At 68.6% G+C, this 23050-nt stretch carries 8 protein-coding genes; 7 read left to right on the top strand and 1 reads right to left on the bottom strand.

Annotated features, from left to right (window positions below; all coding sequences use genetic code 11):
* Window positions 1-332 precede the first annotated feature (332 nt).
* The 6 genes from LQV16_RS01855 (at window position 333) to LQV16_RS01830 (ending at window position 21824) form a co-directional block, all read left to right on the top strand.
* Window positions 333-8330, top strand: a complete 7998-nt coding sequence (locus tag LQV16_RS01855) for a SpvB/TcaC N-terminal domain-containing protein (protein WP_229992240.1) — start codon at window positions 333-335, stop codon at window positions 8328-8330.
* A gap of 30 nt (window positions 8331-8360) precedes the next feature.
* Window positions 8361-18017, top strand: coding sequence for a neuraminidase-like domain-containing protein (locus LQV16_RS01850; protein WP_229992239.1), 9657 nt, complete (start codon window positions 8361-8363; stop codon window positions 18015-18017).
* A gap of 695 nt (window positions 18018-18712) precedes the next feature.
* A complete protein-coding gene (locus LQV16_RS01845) occupies window positions 18713-19642 on the top strand; it encodes a hypothetical protein (RefSeq protein ID WP_229992238.1) in 930 nt (309 codons plus the stop codon).
* A 586-nt stretch (window positions 19643-20228) separates the two neighbouring features.
* Complete coding sequence (locus LQV16_RS01840) at window positions 20229-20768, top strand: transposase (protein ID WP_229992237.1); 540 nt, start codon at window positions 20229-20231, stop codon at window positions 20766-20768.
* 3 nt (window positions 20769-20771) lie between these two features.
* Window positions 20772-21176, top strand: coding sequence for a nuclear transport factor 2 family protein (locus LQV16_RS01835; RefSeq protein ID WP_229992236.1), 405 nt, complete (start codon window positions 20772-20774; stop codon window positions 21174-21176).
* 15 nt (window positions 21177-21191) lie between these two features.
* Window positions 21192-21824 carry a Gfo/Idh/MocA family oxidoreductase gene (locus LQV16_RS01830; protein ID WP_229992235.1) on the top strand — a complete coding sequence of 211 codons (633 nt, stop codon included), beginning with the start codon at window positions 21192-21194 and terminating at the stop codon, window positions 21822-21824.
* A 242-nt stretch (window positions 21825-22066) separates the two neighbouring features.
* Here the strand turns inward: LQV16_RS01830 and LQV16_RS23645 are convergent, their stop codons facing one another.
* Complete coding sequence (locus tag LQV16_RS23645) at window positions 22067-22243, bottom strand: DUF2218 domain-containing protein (protein WP_356815645.1); 177 nt, start codon at window positions 22241-22243, stop codon at window positions 22067-22069.
* A gap of 93 nt (window positions 22244-22336) precedes the next feature.
* Here LQV16_RS23645 and LQV16_RS23640 point away from each other — a divergent pair, with 93 nt between their 5' ends.
* Window positions 22337-22771, top strand: coding sequence for a carboxylesterase family protein (locus LQV16_RS23640; RefSeq protein ID WP_356815654.1), 435 nt, complete (start codon window positions 22337-22339; stop codon window positions 22769-22771).
* Window positions 22772-23050 lie beyond the last annotated feature (279 nt).

Genomic DNA, 23050 nt, shown 5'->3' with positions numbered 1-23050 from the left:
GCCCGGGCAAGCAGCGGCAGGAAACCGGACCGGAACCGCCGGACGGACGCGCCAGAGCCCGCCGTTCCCGCTCCCCACATGCTGACCTTGGCAGAGACCAGGACGCGACGGCGGCCGTCTTCGCAATCTTCACAGACACCAACCGCGACAACGACAGTGTGTACCTCTTCGGCACACTCGTCGAATCACCTCGCCCAGCAACTGGCGCTGGCCAAAATGCCGATCCAGGTCGGCTGGATTGCCGGCCCTCCTCCATCGCCGAGTTCGGGGGGAGCGACATGGTAACGCGGCAGTAACGCCACGGGGCGCCTACTCACAACAAAGGAGGCGCCATGACGCTCAGCACGACCGGTGGTCGCACCGCTGAGTCTCTACGCATCGCACCACCCACAATCTCCCTGCCGAAGGGCGGAGGTTCGGTGCGCGGGATGGGCGAGAAGTTCGCCGCGAACCCGGTCACGGGCACGGGAACGATGACTGTACCGATCGACACGAGTCCGGGACGCTCCGGGTTAAGCCCGCAACTCTCCCTGTCCTACGATTCCGGTTCCGGCAACGGACCGTTCGGGTTCGGGTGGAGCCTGACCCAACCCGCTATCACCCGAAAGACCGACACCGGCCTGCCACAGTATCTCGATGCTGAAGAGTCCGACGTCTTCCTCCTCTCCGGTCTCGAGGACCTAGTCCCGGTGGACCGACCGGACGACGTGATCGACGGCTACCGCGTCCGCCGGTACCGCCCCCGGGTCGAGGGGGGCTTCGCGCGTATCGAACGCTGGAGCCGGATCGGCACGCCGGACGACGCCCACTGGCGCTCTGTCTCCCGGGACAACGTGCTCACGATCTACGGGCTCGACACCGGTTCGCGGATCGCCGACCCGCTCGACCCGGCACGCATCTTCAGCTGGCTGGCCTGCGAGGCGCGCGACGACAAGGGCAACGCCGCGATCTACCGATACAAGTCGGATGACGGCCTCGGCGTCGATCCGACGAACCCGCACGAGCGCAACCGCGGGCCGCGGGACGACGTCCGGCGCACCGCCAACCGCTACATCAAGCGCATCCTCTACGGCAACCGCAGGCCGATGGTCGATGCGGCCACCGGCCGGCGGCCGCGGTTCCTCACGCCCTCCCAAGTGGCCGGCGCCGACTGGATGTTCGAGGTCGTCTTCGACTACGGCGACCACAACCCGGTCACCCCGGCGCCCCGCGACGACGAGCTCCAAGGCCCGCCGGGCACCCGCCGGTACCCGTGGCCCCCGCGCCCGGACGCCTTCTCCGCCTACCGCGCCGGCTTTGAGGTGCGCACCACCCGATTGTGCCGGCGCGTCCTCATGTTCCACCATTTCCCAGGCGCGGCCGGCGTCGGGCGCGACTGCCTGGTGCGCTCCACGGACCTCGCGTACTCCGGCGACCTCGACCCCGCGGACGCGCGCCTGCCGGTCTACACGTTCCTGCGCGCCGTCACCCAGACCGGGTATCGCCGCGACGGAGCCGGATACGAGCGGCGCACCCTGCCGCCCGTCGAGCTCGACTACACCGAGGCGGAGATCGAGCCGACGGTGGCGGAGGTTGACCCGCAGAGTCTGGAGAATCTGCCCATTGGCCTCGACGGCGACGCGTACCTCTGGGCGGACCTTCACGGCGAGGCGCTGCCCGGCATCCTCACCGAGCAGGCCGGCGCTTGGTTCTACAAGCGCAACCTCAGCCCGGACCCGGAGCGGCTCCCCGACGGCCGGGAGCTGGTGCGGGCGCGGTTCGCGTCGGTCGAGACCGTCGCGCGGCGGCCGAACGCCGCCTTGGGCGACGGCGCGCAGCTTATGGATCTCGCCGGCGACGGCCTGCCGGACCTCGTGGTCATCGACGGGCCCACGCCCGGCCTCTACGAGCACGACGACGCCGAGGGCTGGCAGCCGTTCCGCCCGTTCGTGGAGCTGCCGAACCTCGACCTGCGGGACCCGAACCTGAGGCTCATCGACCTCGACGGCGACGGCCGGGCCGACGTCCTCATCACCGAGGACGACGCGCTCGTCTGGTACCCGTCCCGCGCCGAGGCGGGCTTCGGCCCCGCCCGACGCGTCGCCAAGCCGCTCGACGAGGAGCGCGGGCCCCGCATCGTCCTCGCCGACCCCACGCAATCCGTCTACCTGGCGGACCTGTCCGGTGACGGCCTCACCGACCTCGTCCGGATTCGCAACGGCGAGATCTGCTACTGGCCCAACCTCGGCCACGGCCACTTCGGCGCCAAGGTCAGCATGGACAACGCTCCGTGGTTCGACCGCCCGGATGTGTTCGACCAACGGCGCATCCGCTTGGCCGACATCGACGGCAGCGACACGACCGACATCGTCTACCTGCACGACGAGGGCGTCACCATCTACTTCAACCAGTCCGGGAACGGCTGGAGCCGGCCGCAGCGGCTGCCAGTGTTCCCGCGGATCGACGACGAGGTCAGCGTCCTGCCGGTCGACCTGCTCGGCAACGGCACCGCCTGCCTGGTCTGGTCGTCCCCGGCGGCGGACGGCGCCCGGCGGCCGATGCGCTACGTCAACCTCATGACGCGCAAGCCGCACCTGCTAACCCGGACGAGCAACAACCTCGGCGCGGAGTTCCGGCTGGACTACGCGCCGTCGAGCGCGTTCTACCTGCGCGACCGGCGCGACGGCCGCCCGTGGGTGACCCGTCTGCCGGTGCCTGTGCACGTTGTGGAACGGGTCACGGCGTACGACCACGTCAGCCGCAGCCGAATCGTCACCCGCTACGCCTACCACCACGGCCACTTCGACGGCCACGAGCGGGAGTTCCGCGGCTTCGGCATGGTCGAGCAGTGGGACACCGAGCAGCTCACCGCCCCCGGTGCCCCGGTGGACGGCGAAGCGGCCGGCGGCAGGGAACCTCAGCTCCCGCCGGTGCGCACGAAGACCTGGTTCCACACCGGCGTCCACGCCGGCCGCGACCACGTCTCCGACTACTTCGCCGGACTAGACGGCACCCGCGGAGAGTACTACCGCGAGCCGGGCCTGACCGACGCCGAGACCCGGGCCCTGCTGCTGCCGGACACGACGCTGCCAGACGGCCTGACGCCAGACGAGGAGCGCGAGGCCTGCCGTGCGCTCAAGGGCTCGATGCTGCGCCAGGAGGTATACGCAGATGATGCCGGCCCGGGGGCCGACACCGGCCGCGTGCGGCGCTCGAGCGTGCCGTACACGGTCGTCGAGCAGAGCTTCGCCGTCCGCACCATACAGGCCCGCGGCCCGCGCCGTCACGCCGTCTTCCACGTCGAGCCGCGCGAAGCGCTGTCCTTCCACTACGAGCGCGACCCGGCGGACCCTCGGGTGCAGCACACGCTGACGCTCGAGGTGGACCCCTTCGGCACCGTCCTCAAACAGGCGACCGTCGGCTACGGCCGCCGCAAGAAGGTCCGAGTCGTCGCCGCGAACGGGCAGGCGCAGCTGGTGCCGAACCCGGGTCTGGCGGGCCTGGCCGCCGACGACCGGGCGAAGCAGACGACGACCCAGGCCACCTACACCGAGAACCGCGTGACCGACGCGATCGACACTGCTCACACGTACCGAACACCGCTCCAGTGCGAGACCGTCACGTACGAGCTGACGGGTTACCCGGCGACCGGGCCGGCCGGCCGATTCCGCGCCGCCGACTTCGTCGTGCCCGACCCCGGCCCCGCCGGCGGCCTGCGACACCGGTTCACCGCCGAGGTCGCGTACGAGGCCACGCCGACGGCCGCCCGGTGCCGCCGGCCGGTCGAGCGCCGACGCACACTGTACCGCAGCGACGACCTGACGATCCTGCTGCCGCTGGGCCGACTGGGGGCGCTCGGCCTCGCCGGCGAGAGCTACGCGCTAGCGTTCACGCCGGGACTGCTCACCACCGTCCTCCGGCGTCCGCGGGTCGGCGGGTCGCCCGAGGAACTGCTGCCCGATGCCGCGGCCGTTCTTGGCGGCCAGTCCGGCGACCGCGGCGGCTACCTGCGCAGCCAGGCGCTCAAGGCCGACGGCCGCTTCCCTGCCGGCGACGCGAACGACAACTGGTGGCTGCCCTCCGGCCGGTCCTTCTACACGACCGACCCGGCCGACGTCGCCGCCACGGAGCTGGCCGAGGCCCGGCGGCACTTCTTTCTGTCACGGCGCGTGCGCGACCCCTTCGGCCAGGACACTGTCGTCGACTACGACGCGAACGACCTGCTGCCCACCGAGACGCGGGATGCCGTCGGCAACCGGCTGACGGTGCTCGCCAACGACTACCGCGTACTCCAGCCGCGCCTGGTCGCTGACCCGAACCGGAACCGGACCGAGCTCGCCTTCGACGCGCTCGGCATGATCGTAGGGACGGCGGTCATGGGCAAGCCACCGCCGGCGCCCGCCGAGGGCGACACGCTGGGGGGCTTCGTCGCCGACCTCACACAGCCGCAGCTCGACGCGTTCTTCGACGCGGCCGACCCCGTGGCCGGAGCGGCTGCGCTGCTGCGGGGCGCCACCACCCGGATCGTCTACGACCTCCACCGCTTCCGCCGAACCCAACAGTCGAACCCCACGAACCCAATCCGGTGGGAGCCCGCCGGCACGGCGACCCTCGCACGCGAGACGCACGTCAACGCCGTCCTGCCGCCGCACGGGCTACGGATCCAGGTCGGCTTCGCGTACTCGGACGGCTTCGGGCGCGAGATCCAGCGAAAGGTGCAGGCTGAGCCGGAGAAGGTGGGCGGCGTCACCGGCCCGCCGCGCTGGGTGGGCAGCGGCTGGACGGTGTTCGACGCCAAAGGCCGGCCCGTGCGCCGGTACGAGCCCTTCTTCAGCCGACGCCGACGGCCAGACGGCACGATCGTGAGCGACCACCGCTTCGAGTACGGCGCCACGGCCGGCGTCAGCCCGGTGCTGTTCTACGACCCGGTCGGCCGCGTCGTCGCCACACTGCACCCGAACCACACCTACGAGAAGGTCGTGTTCGACCCCTGGCAGCAGACCACGTACGACGTCAACGACACGTGCGCGCCCCGCAACGCCCAGACCGGTGACCCGCGCACGGACCCGGACATCCGCGGGTACGTCGCTGGGTACTTCGCGGGCCTGCCCGCGGCTCCCCCGGCACCGGTCTGGAAGACCTGGCGCGCGCTGCGCGCCGACGGCGACCTGGGCGCTCATGAACAGGCTGCGGCCGTGCGCGCGTCCGCTCACGCCGACACCCCAACGACAGCCCACCTCGATACACTAGGCCGGCCGTTCCTAACAGTCGCACGCAACCGCGTCATCTGCGCCGGACACGACCTCGACGGCAGCGAGGGTGCCGTGCTCACCCGGGTGGAGCTGGACGTCGAAGGAAACCGGCTCTCCGTGACCGACGAGCGCCGCCTGCCCGTGAACCACCGGCCTACCGGGGCCGTCGAGCAGCGCACCGTCATCCGCTACGCCTACGACCTGCTCGGCAACGTCATCCGGCAGCGGAGCATGGAGGCGGGCGCGCGGTGGACCCTGACCGACGTCACCGGACGGCCGATCCGCGCCTGGGACAGCCGCGGCCACAACCTCACCACGCGGTACGACGCACTGCGCCGCCCGCTCGAGCAGACCGTGCGCGGCACCGTCGCCAGCGGCGACACGGCGTCCGACCCGCGCACGCTGGGCCGCGGCGTCGCCGTCGACCGGATCCAGTACGGCGAGCCCCCGACCACCGCGAGCCAAGCAGAGCAGGCACGGGCCCTCCGGCTGAACCTGCGCGCCCGCGTCCTCCGGCACTTCGACACGGCCGGCGTCGCGACCAACGCCCGGCTCGGCGCCAACGGCGTCCCGGTCGAGGCCTACGACTTCAAGGGCAACGCGCTGCGGAACACCCTCCGGTTCCTCGCCGACCACACGGCGCTGCCGGACTGGTCGACGACGGCGCCGCAGGCCCCGTCGCTCCAGGCCGAGGCATTCGAGAGCGCCCTGCGGTATGACGCGCTCAACCGCGTCGTCCAGTCCGTCGCCCCGCACAGCAACCTGAGAGCAACACACCACGTCGTGCAGCCGGTGTTCAACGAGGCCAACCTGCTCGAGCGCGTGGACGTCTGGCTCGAGCGGCCAACCGAGCCGGTGAGCCTGCTCAACCCCGCCGTCGCCATCCCGACCCGGGTCGGCGTCGCCGGTGTCGAGTACGACGCCAAGGGGCGGCGCCTGAGGATCGACTACCGGAACGGCGCGAGCACCACCTACACCTACGACCCCGACACGTCCCGGCTAACGCGGCTCGCCACGAAGAGGGGCACGGCCAGCCTGCAGGCCCTCACGTATACCTACGACCCCGCCGGCAACCTCACCCACGTCCGGGACGACGCACAGCAGACGCTGTTCTTTCGCAACCACCGGGTTGAGCCGAGCAACGACTACACCTACGACGCCCTCTACCGGCTGGTCCAGGCCCGCGGCCGCGAGCACCTCGGGCAGATGGCGAACGGCCACCGACGTCCCCCGACCCCGTCCGACGCCTTCGACGCCTTCCACACCAGACTCAACCACCGGGGCGAAGGCGACGCGATGGGCACGTACGTCGAGCGCTACGTCTACGACGCTGTCGGCAACGTGCTGGCGCTGCAACACCGCGGCAGCGACCCGGCCCATGCCGGCTGGACCCGCGACTTCGACTACACGGAGACCAGCCTTCTCGAGGACGGCACAGGTGGCCCGCTCCTCACAAGCAACCGCCTCACGAGCACGACGCTGAACCCCGCCGGCGCGACCCCTCAGACCCAGACTTACCGGCACGATGCACACGGCAGCATGAGCCGCCTGCCGCACCTCGGTGGGAGCACCGCGGGGCCGAACGTGCACTGGGACTACGCGGACCGGCTGCGCCGCGCCGACCTCGGCGGGGGCGGCACGGCCCACTATGTCTACGACGCGTCGGGCCGGCGCGTGCGCAAGGTATGGGAGAAGGCACCTGGCCTGATCGAGGAGCGCGTTTACCTCGGCGGCTTCGAGGTCTTCCGCCGGCACAACAGCCCCATCGGCGCGGACACGGCCACGCTGGAGCGCGAAACGCTGCACGTGATGGACGACGCGCGACGCGTCGCGCTAGTCGAGACCCGCACGCGCGACACCGCCGGCACGAACCGGGCGCCGCGGCGGCTGATCCGCTTCCAGCTCGGCAACCACCTCGACTCGGCGAGCCTGGAGCTCGACGAGCAGGCGAAGATCATCTCGTACGAGGAGTACGCGCCCTACGGCAGCACGACGTATCAGGCGGTGCGCAGCCGCACCGAAACGCCCAAACGGTACCGCTACACCGGCAAGGAACGCGACGAGGAGACAGGGCTGAGCTATCACGGCGCGAGGTACTACGCCCCTTGGCTAGCACGGTGGACCAGCGCCGATCCTAAGAGTCCTCAGATCGAGGTGAACGCGTACGACTACTGCCGCGACCGCCCCAACATGACGTCCGATGGCGGGGGGATGATCGACGAGGAGGCCAAGGCAGTTCTTCACAGGCTTCAGCAGGTCGTGGATGCAATACCCCAGAAGGAGTTTGCGCATTTAAACGCTGCCGAGCGGGGCTCGAGAGCACACCTGATACTCGAATTCATTGTTTCGCTTGGGCAGGATTCACCCGCCAGGGTTGCGAACGGCGTCCGACTAGCTGCGGAAGTGATCGTGGACCCGGCCGGCAAGATCGTCGCGTTCGGTGAGCCCGGGCAACTGGGCAGGGCCGCGAAGGACTTCCGCACCATAGACGTGGCGCTGTTGAAGTCGCCCGTCTCGGACGTCCGGCAGCTGATCGGGAAGAACGCGTCTGACGTCATCCAGGCAGGGATCGACTTCAAGACCGGCGCCGCGCAGTTGCAGCGGGTGAAAGAAATGGAAGCCTTAATCAAGGCCCCGTATGTCAAGGCTGTTCAGCATGGCAAACTCGTCGAGACGTTGGAAGCGAAGGCCAGCAAGCTGTCTGTTCCGAAGCAGCAGCCAACCGTCTCTGCGGAGGCCCCTCCGTCGTCACTCAGCGAGTACGCCGAGCAGCATCAGGCAACCACCGAGGCCAGTGTCGAAAACAGCACAGTCGCCGCCAACTCGCTCAAGAAATTCGGGGTTACAGCCGCCGGAGCACTGGCCGGCGAGCAGCAACAGACACCGGGAACCAGCGGATCTTCCGGCCACAAGCCGCAGCGGCTCGGCGTCCTGCCAGAGTTCCAGCCCACATCCCCATCTGCATCTGCATCTGAGCCGAAGAGCTGGCGGAACCTCTGGGGTCTGCTGGACTCCTCACCCGATGAGCCGGTCCAACGGCCCATGACGGAACAGGAGGCCCAGCAGAAGATGCACCAGGACCTTCGCAATCAGTACTGATGGCTCCGACGTCCTACAGGAGGCACTGCCATGCCAATCCCCGCACATCCGCTCGGGCTCGGTGACCGGGGTGACGCCGTGGGGCGTCTGCACCGCACACTCGAGGCGCTCAACCGGGTCGTCGACCGCCAGGAACGAGATGCGGGGCTGTTCGGCGCCTCCACCGAGTCGGTGCTCCGCACGCTCCAGGAACAAAGCGCGATCACGGTGACCGGCGTGTTCGACGCCGGCACGCACGAGGTAGTCACACGCATCCTCTCGGACATCGGGCCGTTCACGGTGTACGGCACGGTGACCGACGCCGAAGCGAGGCCGGTCGCCGGTGCGACTGTTGTCGCCCTGGACGTCGACCTCCGCACGAGTGAGGAGCTGGGACGCGCCACGACCGATAGCGGCGGCGAGTACGAGGTGCGCTACGCCGCGAGCCGGTACGCGCGCGCGGAGAAGGGCTCCGCCGATGTCGTCGTCCAGGTGCTTTTGGATGACGAGACCGTCGTCGAGTCGCCAATCGCGTTCAACGCGCCGCAGGAGCTGCGCATCGACCTCACGACGGCGGAACGGCTCGGCCCTTCGGAGTACGAGCAGCTAGAGGCAGCTATCACCCCGCTTCTCGCCGGGGAGCCGCCAGACCTCACCCTCGCCGACGTCGACTTCCTCACCGGCGAGACCGGGATCCCCGCGGACGCGTGGCGCGCCTACGTCGGCGCGCTGGCCCTGGCCGCCGCGGCCCCCGACGACATCCCGACAGCGGCGTTCCACGGGTGGCGGCGCACCGGGCAGCCCGAGACCTGGGATGCCCTGCGCGGGGTGCGCATCGACACGCTGCGCTCGGCCCTCGTCGAGGCCCTCGACCGCAACCTCGTCCCGCGGTCTCTCCGCGGCGAGGTGGACGCCATCCTGGCCCGCATTTCCAACGACGACCTCGCTGGCCTCATCGGCCTGCTCGAGGCCGCCCGGGTGCCGTCGGCGGCCGCGGGCACGCTGGCGGGCCGCGTCGACGCCGTCGACGCGGTCTCCGATCGGGTCCTCGGCGAGCTCGTCGACGCCGGCGACCTCGCGCCGGAGGACGCCGCCCGTGTCGGCCTGGCGGCCTCCGTGCATCGCCTCGTCGGCGGCGCGCCGGCCATCGTCGCCGCCGTGCTGGACGCCGACGTCGCGGCGGTCCCCGGCGGCCGGTTCCGCGCGGCGCGCGATCTCGCCGCCCTCGATCCGGTCGACTGGGCGCGCGCCATGGAGGCCGCGGGCGCGCCGGTCCCCGAGGGGACAACGCTCCAGGCCCACGCGCGAACACGCGCCGTCGCCGCAACCAGCGCCTTCCCCGAGGACGCGTTCCGACACCGAGCAGGGCGCGTGCCCGACAACCTCGACGGCCACCTCGAGAGGTTCCGCACGCTGCTGCGCGCGAACCCCGACGCCCTCGACCGCGACTTCGACGACCTCGAGGTGCGTGGCCGCGGCCGCGAGGCGCTGCGCGCCGCCCACACGGCGGTGCGCATGATCGTGAAGACGCACCCGGGCCTCGACCTGCACGACGTCGTCACCAACGGCGGCCCGGACGTCGCGGCCGTCGTCGCGTCGCGGGTCGGCTGGGTGGCCGGCGTCCTCGCCCGCAACCCCGGGATCCCGTTCGCGGAGCTCGACTACTTACCCGACAACCCCGCACTCACCGCGATCGACTTCGGCGACCTCGAGCCCGGTCCGCGCGTCCAGATCATCGCCGACCTGCGGGCACATCGGCGGATGACGGCCGTCGCGGGGAACGCCATCGTGGCGCAAGAGCTCATGGTCGCAGGGATCACCTCCGCGTCGGCGATCGCGCGCTCCTCGGTGAAAGAGCTCGCCGCGCGGACCGGGCTGGCGGCCGGTGAGCTGCGTCGGATCCAGGCCACCGCCGCCCCGCTCGCGAACAGCGCCGCCCTGGCTTGGTTCGGCATCTACGGCGCGGCTCGCGACCGGTTGACCACGCCGGTCCGCGTCATCCCCACGCACGAGCAGTACTTCCACCAGCTCTCCGGCTTCACCGACCTGCTCACCGACCAGCCGTGGTGCGACTGCGACGACTGCCAGTCGGCGCTCAGCCCGGCCGCCTACTTCGTCGACCTTATGCACTACGTCGAGAAACACGTCCTGGCCGACAGCTTCGCCGCTCAGCCCACGCACCCGCTGCACCTCGAGCGGCGGCGCCCGGACCTCTGGGACCTCCCGCTGTCCTGCGCGAACACCAAGGAGACCATCCCGACGCTTGACATCGTGAACGAGCTCCTCGAACGGTACATCCGCGACGTCGCGCCGCTCCCCACCGGAACCTCGGTCGATGCGCACCTGGCGGATCAGGAGGCGTCTTTTCGCCAGCCGGTCACGCTGCCGATCGAGCGCCTCGACACACTGCTGGGTCACTTTTCCCTGTCGCGGCACGAAATCGCACGGGTGATGCGCGCGCCGTGGACCGTCCGGGCACGCGCCCGGCTGCGTCTGTCGCCGCGCGCCTACGGGTTGGTCACCACCGCGCGCACCGACCCCGCGTACCTGAGCCGCCTGTTCGGGATCCAGACCACCGTCACCGACCCGGGGACCGTGCTCGGGGCCGTCGAGACGCAGCCGTTGGTCCGGGCTACCGGCCTCGACCACGCCGTGCTGGCGGCCGCGCTGACGAGCGACTTCGTCGGGCAGGACGGGACGTCGACCGGCGCCGTGGCCATCACCGTCGGCAAGCGCTACCCGAACGACGTCCAGAACAACACCGAGGTCGTCACCAACCTCACCCTCCGGCGGCTCGACCGGCTGCACCGCTTCGTGCGCCTGTGGCGGACGCTGCCCTGGACCGTGGCCGAGCTCGACCACGTGCTCGGCCGCCTCGCGACAACGGCCGGCCGGCCGGACATCGTGGCCGACTCCGCCGCCGCGCCCGGGACGCTCGAGCGCATCACCGGCCTGCTCGAACTCGAGGCCGAGTTGACGATCCCGCTCGAGCAGATCCTCGCCGTCGTCGACGCGTTCCCCACCCGGGCCCTGCGCGCGCCCCAGCCCCTGTTCGACCGCCTGTTCAACGCCCCGGGCTTCGCCGACCGGGACGGGGTCTGGAGCGAGATGACGACAGGCCGGTTCACGCACGCGGCCTGGAGCCGGGTCGGCACTCCCGGCGTCGCCTCCCCCGACGACAACACCTTGTCGCGTCTGCTCGCCGGCCTGCAGCTCGAGGACCAGGAGTTCCTCGACCTCGTCGACGGCATCAGCACAGACTCGGACCTCGACTACCGGCCGGGCACGGCGGCCGCGGACGCCAGCATCTCGCTGGCACGCGCGTCGCTCGCGGCGCTCTACCGGCACGCGCGCCTGCGTGCCGTCCTGCACCTGTCCGTCGCCGACCTCGTCACCCTGCTCCGGGTGGTGTCCCGCGGCTCCGGGACGGCGCCGCTGCTCAGCCTGCGCGATGCGGATGACGTGCGCGCGATGGTCGACACCGTCGCCTGGCAGCGGCGCGCCGGTGTCACCATAAGCGACCTTGCCTACCTCACCGGCGGCGCACGCCCCGCCGGCGTCCCCGACCCGGCGGAGCTGGTGGCCGAACTGCCGGCCGCCGCCGCGGCTGCAACCGACGCCGCGATGCGTGCGACGATCCTGTCGGGGCCCGACCCGCTGGTGCTGTTCGACCTTGCCATGGGTCCCCAGCTCGAGCGCTCCCCGCAGGAGATCGCGCTGCTGCGCGCGTGCCTCGCCACGCCGCCTGCTGCCGACCGGGCCGCAATCGTGCGGGTGCTGGACGGCGGCACGGCCGCGGCTGACGTCGCCACCGCAACCTCGCTCGCGGCTGGCGTCGTCCGCTTCCACCGGCTGCTCCTGCGCCCAGCCTTCGACGACGACGGCCTTGCGTTCCTTCGCCAGGAGCGCGCCGCGTTCTTCGGCCCCGCACCCGTTGCCGGCGAGAGGGTCACACTAGCCTCGGTCCGCCGCGTCGTCGCCTACCGCGAGCTCGTCACACGCGGGGATGCCGGCTTCACCACGGCCGGGCCCGAGCCCGATGTCGCTGCCGTTCGCGCTGTCGTCACCGCCGGTGCCACGGCGACCGACGCCCAGCTCGCGCGCGCCCTCGGCACCGACGAGGCGCGCATTGGCGCGCTGGCGCCGCGCCTGACGCGCTCCGGCCGTCCCTTCGACGACCTCTTGCTGTTCGACGAGAACGTCACCCTAGCCGACCGGCTCGGGGTAAGCGGCGAGGCACTCGGGCGCATGATCGACGAGTCCGATCCATCGACGACGTTCGTCCAGCTCTCTCGGGCGGCCGATGACGTTCTCGGCGCCTTCCGCGCCCGGTACTCCGACCCGAAGACCCTCGCTGAGAAGCTGGAGCCGTACGAGGACGTGTTCCGCGGGCGCCGCCGCGACGGACTAGTCGACTACCTCACGACCCGGTGGCCGACACCGTTCTCAGGGCCCGACCGGCTTTCCGAGTACTTCCTCGTCGACGTCCTGGTGGAGGGCTGCGCACGCACGTCACGCGTGGTCTCCGCGACGTCGAGTGTGCAGCTGTACGTGCACCGCGTGCTCATGAACCTCGAGCGCAGCGATGACTGGGACCCGTCGGCCACGCCACCGCGCGGCGTCTTTGCGCGCTTCACCAGCGGCGCCCGGCGCGACGAGTGGCGGTGGCGGCGGCAGTACCGGGTCTGGGAGGCCAACCGGAACGTCTTCCTGTACCCCGAGAGGTACATCGAGCCCGAACTGCGCGACGACAAGACGCCGCTGTTCTCCGAGTTCGAAGACGCGCTGCTCGCGCAGGACCTGTCGCCGCAGAATGTAAGCGACGCGTATAGCGCCTACCTCACCGGGTTCGACGGGCTCGCACAGCTCCAGATCGCCGGCGCCTACCGCGACGTCGCCGGGCGGACGCTGCACCTGTTCGGCGTCACGCAGGACGATGCACCCGTCTACTACTACCGCGCGATCGACGAGTCGGGTGGGACTGCCGCGTCATCGGGAAGCAGCCCGACGCTCCGGTATTCGCCGTGGCACCGGGTCGATTTGTCGATCCCAGTCCGCAAGGTGTCACCCTTCGTGCACGAGGGCCGCATCTACCTGTTCTGGATCGAGAACGCAACGCGCCCGATCAACGCCTTCATCGGCGGCAGCTCGAAGTTCGCCGGCTACCGGCACAGCGTCCGGGTGCGGTACTCCACCCTGCGCCTTGACGGCAGATGGGCGGCACCGCAACTCCTCCGCTTCCAGGAGGCGGGTGGGCTCGCGGACGCGCGCATCGTCGAGGACCCGCTCGACCTGACCGTCGTCCTGCAGCTCGAAACCGAGATCGCCCGGCTCAAGAACGTCGTGCGACCCGCGCTCGGCGAGAAGGTGCGGACCAAGACGACGCAGCGGAACCAGGCGCGGGACGCGATCCCGCCGCTGCAGGCCGCGCGCGAGGCGGCGGAGGCTGACCTCAACGCCCCGCTCACGGTTGCCCAGGGCCTGCAGATGGCCGGGCTCATCGCGCTGGGGGTGCCACCGACGCAGGCGTGGTGGATCGTCAAGGCGGTCGCCAAGGGGACCTACCAGAACGCGGTGAATCTGGAGAACGCGGCCCGTGAGCACCTGCGCAGAGCCCAGGACGACCTTGCGAACGCCGAGACCCAGCTCCGGAACCTCGACACGCGAATCGCCGAGCTGGAGGCGGCGAAGAAGGCCGAAGTCGTCCACGTCCGCTGGGACCGCAGCCTCCGCGACCACAAGGAGTCCCTGGACAGCTACCACCCTGACGGCTGGGTGTGGGACCGCGTCTACCCCGACTTCCATAGCCCGGGGCGCCCGGGCCTCCCGCCTTGGGAGCCGCGGCCGGGACTAATCCGCATCACCATGGTGCCCGGCGGGAACCGTCTCCCGACCGCGACCCCCTTCGAGCCGGTCGACCTCGACGCGGTGTCGGGCGTCCTACGTGCGCCACTCATCGCGGAACTGCCCTACTGGCAGTTCGGCCATCCGCTGAACTTCGAGGAGGGCCGGATCCGCCGGCTGCCGCACCTCCCCGGTCATGTGTTCCCGGGTCAGTCGACCGTGCTCGCAGCCCACGTCCTCGAGTCGCGCTTCACGACGGGCGTCGATGTCGGGGTCGCACCGGTGACGGCGGACGTCCAGGTCGTGATGGGGCAGCCAAACTCGATCATCGTCCAGGATGCCGGCGACTCCGTCTGGCTCCGCCCGGTCGGCACCGACCACGCTGGCCTGCGCCTGGGCACGTCGCTAACCCGCTCGCTCGCCCGCCGGTTCTGGAGCGGCGGCCCGACCGGGCTGCTCGCCGCGGACTTCCAGCGCACCCTGAACGAGACACGCTCGCGGATCAGCCCGGTCGCGGGCCAGAGCGACCCGCTGCGGCAGAGCCCGTTCCACCCGGAGCACCCCTGGCTCGGCTACTACCGGGAGACGTTCCTCCACATCCCGTTCCTCGTCGCCGACCAGCTCAACACCGACCAGGATTTTGCGGGCGCCCAGCGCTGGTACCACACGATCTTCGACCCCACCGCGGCGGACGGCGAGGTGTGGCGCAACCGCGAACTCGCCACGCCCGACGACCGAACAACGACGCTGCGGGACCTCCTGGTCGACAGCGCGACGCTCGACGCCTACCGGGCCAACCCGTTCAGCCCGCACGCGATCGCCCGTACCCGCCTGAGCGCGTACGCGAAGTCGATCGTCATGAAGTATGTCGACAACCTGCTCGACTGGGGCGACAGCCTATTTGCGCAGTTCACGATGGAGTCGGTAAACGAGGCCACGATGCTCTACGTCATGGCCCGCGACATCCTCGGCCCGCGGCCGGAGAGGCTCGGGTCGTGCGGCACCGGCGGCAAGACGCGGACCTACCGGGAGATCCGCCCGGGCCTGAGCGACGTCAGCGACTTCCTCGTCGAGCTCGAGACGCCCGCCGCGCCGACGCTGGTGGCGGCCGCCGCGCCGCCCAACACTTACGTCATCCCGGCCCGGACGGTTCTCGTCGCCGAGGCGGAGACCGACGCGCCCGCAGAGCGGGGGCAGCCGGTGCCGGGCACCTTCGACGAGCCCGGCGTCGCACAGACGCCCGTCGCGCACGCGCAGCTCGCGACGAGCGCCACAGTGTGGACCTCGACCGCCGGAACGCCGCTCACCACGATCGCGGGCGGCATCGACGGGGGCGCGCCCCCCGGCAGTCTCACCGTCACCGGCATCGAGGCGGGAACAGGGATCGGGACGGGGACGGGCTCCGGCACGATCATCCCTCCTGGCGGCGGGTACACCGACTACGTGCGCGGCTACGGCCCTGGCTCGGTCGGCACCCGCTTCGGCGACCCGCTCGAGCCGTTCGACGAGCTGCTCGGCCTCTACGGTCTGGAGCCGCTCGAGGTCACGTACGACCTCAAAGACGTCGTGCGGCCGCTCGCCCCGCGCGACCGCTTCCCCTTCCAACCTGTCGAGGTCGTGCCACCCAAAGAGTCCGTCTTCTGCATCCCGCCGAACCATGAGTTGCTCGACTACTGGGACCGCGTCGAGGGTCGCCTCGACAGGATCCGCAACTGCATGGACATCTCCGGCGCACGGCGGCGGCTGGAGCTGTTCGCGCCCGCGCTCGACCCCCGCCTGCTCGTGCGGATGACGGCGGCGGGCCTCACGATCGACGACGTTCTAGGTCTGCCCGGGGGCCGGCTGCCAGCGTACCGCTTCAGCTACCTCGTCGATAAGGCGAGGGAGCACCTGGCAACGGTGCAGAGCTTCGGCGGGCAGCTCCTCGCCGCGCTCGAGAAGGGCGACGCACAGGAGCTCGAGAACCTGCGCGCCGTCCACGAGCAGAACTTGCTGGCGTTGCGGCGCCGGCTCGCCCAACTCGAGATCGACGCCTCGGAGGACACGCTCGAGTCGCTGCGCCTGCAGCGGGAGGGCGCCGAGTACCGCCGCCAACACTTCATCGCATTGCGCGAGGCAGGCACTCTGCCACAGGAGCGCAAGCAGCAGGACCTGCAGCGCGAGGCCGCGCAGTTCCGGACGGCGGCGAGCATGGCGCAGGCGGTGGCGTCGATCCTCACGATCATCCCGGACTTCGGCGCGCCGACGGCGATGAAGTTCGGCGGCAGCCAGCTCGGCGCCGCTGGCCGCGCGGTCGGCGAAGGGCTCGGCGGGCACGCGGCGTTCCTCGACACCGGTGGCATGATGGCCGGCGTCGAGGCATCCGTGCGGCGGCGGGACGAGGAGTGGAAGCACCAGGAAGAGACAGCGCGCCGCGAGCTCGCTCAGCTCGACCAGAGCATCACCGCCGCCGAGATCCGGCGCGACATCGCCGTCCGCACCCTCGAGGTGCACGAGCGGACAGTCGAACAGGCGGAGGTGATGTTCGAGTTCTTCCGCGAGCGTTTCAGCAGCATCGAGCGGTACCGCTTGCTGGTGAAGGACCTGCGGCGGCTGCACAAGGTCGCCTTCGACACGGCGCTGCGACTGGCCCAGCTCGCGGAGCAAGCCTACAGGGCCGAGCGGCAGGACGACGGCCCGACGGACGACAATGACCTGCTCGCCGGCGGCTACTGGGACGGGCAGAACGCGGGTCTGCTCGCCGGGGAGAAGCTGCTCTCGGACCTGCAGCGGCTCGAGCGGCAGTACGTCGAGCGCAACACGCGCAAGCTGGAGATCGAGCAGAGCTTCTCCCTCGCGCAGCTCGCGCCGGACCGGCTGGCGGAACTCCGCCTCACCGGCGCGTGCACGTTCTCGATCCCGGAGTGGTTCTTCGATCTCTCCTACCCCGGGCACTATCGGCGCCGGCTCAAGGGCGTCCGCCTGACGATGCCATGCATCACCGGACCGTATACGAATGTCGGCGCCACGCTGCGCCTCGCCGGGAGCACGATCAGGCTCGCCGCGCCGGGGAACCAGGTCGACCCGCTGGACCCGCCCACCGTTGTCCCGCTCGGGCACACAGTCTCGATCGCGACCAGCCGGGCGCAGCGCGACGGCGGGGTCTTCGAGTTCGGCTTCCGCGACGATCGGTACCTACCATTCGAGGGCGCCGGCGCGATCAGCGACTGGTCGCTCTCACTGCCGAAGACGCTACGGGTGTTCGACTACACGACGATCACCGACGTCGTCGTCCACCTCGACTACACCGCGGACCACCACCCCGAGCTCGAACGACGCTGGGACGCCGCGGCCGGGCTCGTGACGCTACTGCGGGACGACTTCGAGGGCGAGCCGCCGCTGGTACGCCGGCTCAGCCTGCGCGACGAGCTGCCGGATGTCTTCCACCGGCTGTTGACGAGCCCGCCGGGCACTGAAGTCACGTTCACGCTCGATGAACGCTATTTTTCACTGTTCCTAGCAGGGCGCGAGCTCGAGGCGCGGGCGGCGTCAATCTCGATCCTGTCGCCGCTGGACGACCTGAACGGCGCGTCGATCGCGTTGGCGCGGCGGCCGGTCCCACCGGCGACGGCATCGTTCGTGACGGTGACGGCGCCGACGGGGCCGGGCGGCGACCTTCCCGGGGGTCTTCGCGAGTTCGACTGCGGGTCGGTGCTCCGCCGGCCACCGGCCACAGCGGGCCTCCCGTCGGGCATCATTGGGAGGTACCTGGTCAAGATCGTCACGCCGGGCGCACTTGCCGGGTCGGGTGCCGCTAATGCCCTCTCCGCCGAGGCGCTGGGGGACGTTGTCCTGCGCGTGGGCTACCGGCTGGCTACCCCATGACTGTGATGCCCTGATCGAGGCCATCCTCGCCGATACGCTTTCCGTACTGTCACTTCATGACGGAGGGAGATTTTGTGGAAACACGAGAGACCGCGACCCTGCGGCTCGGACTGGAATCACGGAGCCGGTTCCCGACAAGGTGTGGAGACGGGCAATCAATGGACCAGACACCGCTGTGACGCCGCTGTTGAAGAGGCTAGAAAGGCCGAGATGGAGGATCCGCGCGTAGTATTCGGAATTACAGGTTCGACGCCGGCCTTGTTTTTCGCTAATGGTGATGAGCCCCCGTTGCGGATACGTTCCAGAATGATCAGAAGGGGATCGTCGGGAAGAACCTTTTCCCCGTCCAGGTGCCATGGTCAGCTGAGACTCAACCTGCGACGGAGTCCATGCCGGGCATTCCAACAGGTCTTGTCGCCTCAGGAATTACCATGTATGGTGCTGCTGCCGTCGACAGCTGTCATTCGAAGTGGAGGCGGTCAGCGAAAGGTCGGTGCGCACCTGGGTCGATCGTCATGTCGCCCGACGGCCAGGCTGTTGACACGCCTGCGAGCTGCTCACGCACCTCCCCTTGGTCAACGCCGCGGCCGCTTGAGCGCCGAACCGCTAGCCGCGACAAGTTCAACTAATTTTGGACCGGGACGGCCTAGATTTGTTGTATTGCTTTTCCAGACGCGCGAGGAGCGGCTGATCCTATGACCCCATTTCACATGATCCGCCTCATTTTCCCCTTCATTTACCATGTGCGGCGTATAATCGGGGTTCCCGACAAGGGGGAAATAGCATTATTGGGGGCCGAAGACCATCCTTTGCTTCAATCGTGGTGCGTCCAAATAGTCACCGATGGCAGGACACAACCCACATCGTTTGACCTCCCGAAGCTTGAAAGTCATGTCGACGTAAAAATCCTGCCACATCAGAATCCTGCACATGGTTCATGGAAGCAGTCTCTCCAGGATTCAGACAAGGAGGGGGGTGCCCCTGCGTATAGCACCAAGTGGTTCCTGCTTGCCAAAGGTCACTCACGTGTGGTGGAGCCATTCATAAAACACGAAAATAATCCGTCAACGGATTCGCCGGGCCGGCAATCTACTATCCTACGTCTCAAGCTCGGTGAAGAGCGCCTGGCCCTGCCCAGCGGGAAGAATGTGTTTACGACAGAAGCCGCGGCGGCTCTAGGTTCGGCCCTTGGAGACATGCCCGCTGCCGTCTATTCCGAGCTCGGAAGCCAGATCCGAGTACTAACAGATGTCCGTTTCAGACTCCTGACAATCGTCCCAACAGTGAGTGGCCTGGCCCTCACCGTTCTCCTGACGCAACCAGTCCGGGACGCATCCCCTCTCCTCGTCTTCCTGGCCTCAGTCTTCGGCTTTGGCGTCACTCTGGGCATTCGGATCTACGATGTGCGCAACTCTCAGCTCTACGACGATCTCATCAGCCGGGCCCGGTCCCTCGAAGCACTCTTCGGGGTCGAACGGGGCCCCTACATGCGCAGAAGCAGGAGCCTTTGGCCCATCGAGCATGATTTCGGGTTGTTTGTCGTATACGCCCTAGTACTGAGCGCCTGGTTGATCGGTGCAGTTGTTTCCCTATCGATTGCTGTGTCCCAGGTGGTTGCTAGTTAGCAATGCCTTGGTCGGAACTGCCAGCACCACGTCGACTTCAGCGCTGGTCAGATGCTCAAGGCTCGATGTGCTTCTTTTTTCATTTGATCACGAGGGTCTGGGCGATCAGGTTGGCATCGCCTTCGACGTTGGCGACAGACGTGCCTAATATTCGTTTCCCGAGCTGCAGCCAAAGCCGCTTGTATCTCTTAAGTACCCCCTGTTGTGGTGGGTGGTCGTCGTTTACGGTGGCCTTGGGAGGGGCCGGGGTGGTTCCGGTTTTCGGCTGGGCGTCATGGCCCGTGAAAGAGATCGTCGCCCCCGGCCTGTCTTCCAAGCAGACCCGATTGAGGGAATTGGTGGCCGGAGGAGAACGGTGCGCAGCACCGGTTTTCGTCCGGGCAGGCACCGGATGACTCACAAGCGCGGGAGCTGTATCCGACGCTTCCTCAGCAGTTGCGGGTGTGTGAGGGAGGTCGCCGCCGGGCGCTGGAGTTAGCGCATGACGGTTCTCCCTGGTGGGATGCCCGGCCTGGTGACTCGGCTGGTGGACCGGCAACGACGGGTTGTCCCATCGCACGTATTCGATGCGAGGAGGAGAACCATCATGCAGGATCAGGATAAACCCGCCGGGCTCGTGCGGGCAGTGGCAGGTATCGACGCGGCCATCACGGCACGGCACCATATCGCCGTGCGGGAGTTTTTCGACGACGGAACCGAGCATCTGAGCCGTTTCACGGTCGACCCTACACTTGCCGGGCTGGAGAGACTCTCGCAGCGGCTGGCCGCAGTTCCGGCGCCGCTGACAGCAGTCGTGGAACCGACCTCGATGACCTGGCTGGCGCTGGCCCTCGCGGTCGAACGGGCCGGCGGTCAGATGGAAATGATCGGTGCCCGGCACTCCTCACGGCTGCGCGGGGCCATCATGGGCAAGAACAAATCCGACGTCATCGACTCTGAGGTGCTCACTCATGCCGGGGAGATCTTCGACCCGCCGCCTTTGGTACTGGCGTCTCCGGGACAGCTGGCGCTGCGGCGGTCCGTGGTCCGCCGGGCCGGGGCCGTTTCTGGCCGCACGTCGTGGTTGCGATGGGTTGGGGCAGCCATTGATGGCGATGCCGAAGGTGCCGGTCCAGGAGCATACTGAAGCATGAGCGACCGTGGCGACTTCCTGGCCTGGGTCAGGTCCGAATTACACGAAGCGGAGCTGGCCTTGCATAACGGCGACCCTGGCCCTCGCCGCGAGATATGGTCCCGCAATGAACCGGTTAGCGTTCTGGGGGCCTGGCGCAACGCCGCTGGACTCGATGAGCTGGACCAGCTCTTCACCGCTCTTGGAGAGAGTTTCTCCGACTGCATTTCCTACGACTTCGAATTGCAGGCCTACGACGTCGCAGGTGACATGGCGTACACGGCCGGCCTGGAACACATCTCGACCTCCGTGGACGGTGAACCGCGCACTTTCACGCTGCGGGCCACACAGATATATCGCCGCGAAGACGGTCAATGGAAAGTAGCCCATCGCCATGCCGACACTGTCATTCCCGGCGCATAGGCCGCGGAATATTCGATGCCCTTTCCCCAGTCGACCGCGATGGGGCTGACCATGAAACCGAAGGACTACTTCGACACATGGCGGCGCGTCCCGGGTGCCGGCGTAATGCTCATCAACCTTGTCCATGACCTCGACATACTTCGCTATCTGATCGGCGAGATATCCGGCATCCAAGCTGTGACAAGCAACCGGGTGAGAGGCTTCGAGGTCGAAGACACGGCAGGACTGCTGCTCCAGTTTGACACCGGAGCCATCGGCACCCTCATAGGTTCCGATACGGCCGCAGCACCATGGGGCTGGGACCAAAACTCAGGCGATGATCCCCAGTTCGCCCAGCAACCGGATGCGCCCTGCTACCTGATAGCCGGAACAAAGGGCTCGATATCCATCCCACAGCTCGACCTTTGGACCTATCCGGACCAAAGCGACTGGCACTCGCCGCTCCTCAGGCAATCCCTGGACCGTCCACGTGGCGGGGCACTCGACAACCAACTCGCCCACTTCATCGATGTTGCCCGCGGGCTCGCCGCTCCTGTCGTCAGTGTCGCTGACGCCGGTAGGTCCCTCGCAGCTGTACAGGCCGCTCACGAGGCCGCAGGCGCAGAGAGGCCAACGGCTACCCTGCCGCTGGCTTCGATCGGACTATAACCTTGACGGGTGGGGCGATTGCAAAGGCGCCCCACCCGTTTCGAACTTGCTGCCCAGATACAAACCGTCAGAGGTGTCCCACTTCGGCAGTGGGACAGGCATCTGGTCAGCTGCTCTGCGAAGCTCAGGCGTACCAAACGAACGTTCCTACAGCTGGTGTTTTCTCTTGGCGACTCCGGGAGGGGTCGGGTCAAGCCAGCATGAGCTTGCCTTGCCCGGAACGGCAGACACGGTCAACGAACCTACGCACGATGCCATTCGACATGCAGCTCGTTGCGTTGCCCGAATCTTTCAAGGTGGACCGCGATGACCCGTTGAACGGTTTCCAAGTCGGGGACGATATCGGCCCGTGCCTCCAATTCAAGAACACCTTGCCTGGCTTGGAGCAGGCATTCGCCGGTTTCGAAGACTATCTTCATACCGTCGGGTTGATCGATGACTTGGGAGCGGCGGCCGAGGTGCGAGGTGCGGTCATCGGGGGTGAGCAGAAGCAGGCCGGTCCAGGCCTGCTGATGGCGGCAGGCCCGCCCTTCCCGGCGCTGACCGAGCCCACGGCAATAGAGCTCGCGCAAGCCAACTTCGGCGCGGACGGCGTCTTGCTGCTGCAGGAGGTCATGGCGGAGCATCCAACTGAGCCGGTGCGCCTCCAGGACGCGCGCGTCGTGAACAGCCGCACGTTCGCCGCAGCCGCGCTGGCCATGGCTGAGATCAAAGCGAGGCAGAGCGCACCCGTTTTCCTGTACGAATTCGCCCGCACGAGCAACGTTCTGGACGGACTGCTCGGCGCCGCCCATAGTCTGGATCTGCCTTTTGCATTCAACAATGTGGACCGTGCCGTGTTTGCCGGAACCGCAGAGTCCCGGCACAAAGCGTCGCGGAACATGGCCTTGGCCTGGACCAGGTTCGCGCGGACAGGGAGCCCCGGCCACTCCGGCATCCCTACGTAGGCGGCCAACGCGGACGAACGCCGACGGATGATCATTGGTCCTAACTGGGAAATGGCTTCACTGGGCGACTGACCCGCACGACTCCACGGGCGTGATGGGTTCCACTACTTCCTTGCTTGACACTTACGCTTTTGAGTTGTTGCTCGGGAGCGTTTGCTTTTTGGGAGTCCGTACCGCGTGTGGCAGATCCAGGCGACGAGGTCCGTTGGCAAAGTGGATCGTCCCAGGCTGCACCGGACGAGGCTGTCTTTTTGGTGCCACAGATGAGGATTCCTCTGC

It is taken from the genome of Arthrobacter sp. Bi26 (assembly GCF_918697925.1).
Taxonomy (GTDB): Bacteria; Actinomycetota; Actinomycetes; order Actinomycetales; family Micrococcaceae; genus Arthrobacter.
This window is presented reverse-complemented; position numbering and strand designations above follow the sequence as displayed.